Annotated in this window: 1 protein-coding gene and 1 pseudogene; both read right to left on the minus strand. The window is 60.3% G+C overall.

Annotated features, from left to right (window positions below):
- Nucleotides 1-1,725, minus strand: a pseudogene (locus PMI35_RS05950) (autotransporter outer membrane beta-barrel domain-containing protein); the annotation flags it as partial.
- 229 nt (nucleotides 1,726-1,954) lie between these two features.
- The gene (locus PMI35_RS05945) at nucleotides 1,955-2,755 is read right to left on the minus strand and encodes an endonuclease/exonuclease/phosphatase family protein (RefSeq protein WP_008064378.1); all 801 of its coding nucleotides are present in this window, start codon (nucleotides 2,753-2,755) and stop codon (nucleotides 1,955-1,957) included.
- Nucleotides 2,756-2,916 lie beyond the last annotated feature (161 nt).

The raw sequence follows: 2,916 nt of genomic DNA on the forward strand, positions 1-2,916 counted from the left end.
TGGCGGCGAGCCGGCGGCCGCTACCGGCGTCGCGAGCGGCGCCGCGTCCGGTGGTACCGGAATCGGTGGCAAGGCTGGATTCGGGTTAGGCACCGAGACAGGTGCAACCAGAATCGGTGGCAAGACTGGATTCGGGTTGGGCACCGCGACCGGTGCCACCAGAATCGGTGGCAAGGCTGGATCCGGGTTAGGCACCACGAGTGGTGGTACCAGAATCGATGGCAAGGCGGGATCCGGGTTGGGCACCGCGACCAGTGGCGTGGCCACTACGGACGAACGCAGGTACCAGCTGTTTTCGCTGCCAGCGGTGACGCCGCCCTTGTACAAGACGTAATCGAAGGCTCCGGCCGAAAGCGGGGTGCTCAGGGTGAAAGCGCCATTGTCACTGGTTGCCGTGCCCTGGGCCTGTACCACCTGGATCCCGTTTTGCTGGGTCAGCGCTCCAAGGCCTCCGAGGTTATTGACGACAATCGAAGTGCTTCCGGTGATGGTTCCATCCTTGACGACCAGTTTGTCACTGGGGGAACTGTCATCGCCCAGGACGCTCTGCACCCATAGTTGGCCGCCGCTGCCTGCATAGTTGCCTTGCACTGTCAGGGTGTCGCTGGTGCGGGTATTGCCACTGCTCAGGTCAATGATCCCGGCGTTGTTCAGCGTCGCGCGCTGGCCTGCGGTGAAGGGGGTGAGGCTACCTTGGGTCGAGGTCACGACACTGCTGCTGTCGATGTTGAACACGCCGCTGCCGCTAGTGTTGTCACCCAGGACAAAATCGCCGTCGAAGTCCAATCGCGAATTATTGTTCAGGTTGACGGTTTCCCAGTTGATGTAGCGAGCGACTCCGCTCGTGATGGTGTTATCGGAGGTCAGCAGATCGCTGCCGCTGCCACCATCGAGGGCCGGGGTCTGGGCCAGGAGGCTTTCATCCAGATTGCGCAGGGTTGCCCGGTCATTGCCATCGCCCATCAGGATCGCCGAACGGATGATGCCGCCGCCCTCCCAGGTCAAGGTGTCATCGCCCGCGCTGGCCCGGATCTCGCCGACGATTTCGCCTCCGGTCACCGTAATGCTGTCGTTGCCACCGCTGACACTGATGTTGCCGCCAATCCTGCCACCGGAAACGATGATGGTGTCTTTACCAAAACCGGTGACCAGATTGCCGAGGATCTGCCCGCCAGACAGATCGAACCGATTGTTATCGAGCTTCATGTCGACCCGGCCGATGCTGCCGCCGCTCATCTCGGCGGTGTCACCGTCCTCGAAGGCGCCCACAATCATGCCTGCGGTCATTTTGAAAAAGTCGCGACTGTCGCCCTGGGCAAGCGACTGGATGGTCCCGCCATCCATGCGAAAGGTGTCGACGCCATTGCCCTGGTTCACCGCTCCGGTGACCTGACCGGCGCTGATGCTGAACGTATCGTCACCGTCCCCCTGAGTGACGATCCCGGTAATGACGCCGGAGTTCATGAGCACTGTGTCTTTGCCACCGCCGAACGTCACATTGCCTGTGATCGTTGCGGTGCCATTGGCGGGAAAGGTCAGGCTGTTGTTTCCCGCCAGATCCGTCAGCGGCCCGCTGTTGCCGCTGTCGCACACCAAGTTGTCGTTACCGGCCGTGGGAGTAAGGGTACATGCCGCCTGGATAGGCAGGGACCAACCCATGCACAGCCAGATCGAAAGGGCACAGGCGCTGTATCGGCCGCTGGGCAGTGCTTTGCAAAGGTCCATGCGCGTCTCCGCTCAAGATTCGACACCCGCCGTCTTGCAAGAAGGCAAGGCATCGAGTGCATCGGCAGCGCGAGTCGCGAGACATCATCAGGAAGGCAAAAGACCCTTCAGGCAACGACGGCTACGGGGCATGTCCGCACGCGTCAAGCGAACGGACGGGAGCACCGTAGCAAGTGTTTTTGGATGTATCTACTGTCACAAATGACAGGTAGGGGGCAGATTTGACGCGTTACAGGTGTACTTCAACCGCCAACGGCAAATGATCTGACAGGTGTGTCCAGGGCTTGTGGCCTAGGATTTTCGGATTGTGGCTACTGGCATTGCGCAGGTAGATCCGATCCAGGCGCAACAGCGGGAAGCGCGCCGGGTAGGTTTTTGCCGGTCGGCCATGGTGGCGTTCGAAGGCTTCGTGCAAGTAGTCGCGGCGCGAGAGGGCGGCGTTGCCCTGCAGTTGCCAGTCGTTGAAGTCACCGGCAATGATCACGGGTGCGTCATCGGGCAAGGATTCGAGCAACTGGCAAAGCAACTGCAACTGCAACTGGCGATGACTTTCCAGCAGGCTCAGGTGTACACAGATTGCATGGACCTCGGCGTGGCCCGGTACGTCCAGCACGCAATGCAAAAGCCCCCGGCGCTCGGGGCCGGTAATGGAAACGTCGAGGTTACGGTATTCGCGGATCGGGTATTTGGACAGCAATGCATTGCCATGATGACCGTCGGGGTAGACCGCATTGCGCCCGTAGGCGAAGTCGCTCCACATGCTGTCGGCGAGGAACTCGTATTGCGAGGTTTGCGGCCAATCGTTGTAACGCGAGGAATGGCGTTCATGTTCACCGACGACTTCCTGCAGGAACACCAGGTCGGCCGAGGTGCTGCGTACCGCCTCGCGCAATTCCGGGAGGATGAAGCGCCGGTTGAGGGCGGTAAAGCCTTTGTGGGTGTTGACCGTGAGCACGCGCAATCGATGGATGACCGTGGGGCTGTCCAGCGGCACTGAACCTGCTGCCTGCTGATTAGAGTCTCTGCTCACTTTCACTCCTCTGAATCCGGGTTGCTTATGTATGCGACTGATGGGGGAGCGTGCAGTTCAGCGCTTTGGGCGTATATATCCATTTTTGTGGTAACGGCCACCTATGGTTTCGCCCTTACGGCGAGTCACTTGGAAGAGCCCCAAGTAACCAAGGGCTCTTG

Source organism: Pseudomonas sp. GM78, assembly GCF_000282475.1.
GTDB lineage: Bacteria > Pseudomonadota > Gammaproteobacteria > Pseudomonadales > Pseudomonadaceae > Aquipseudomonas.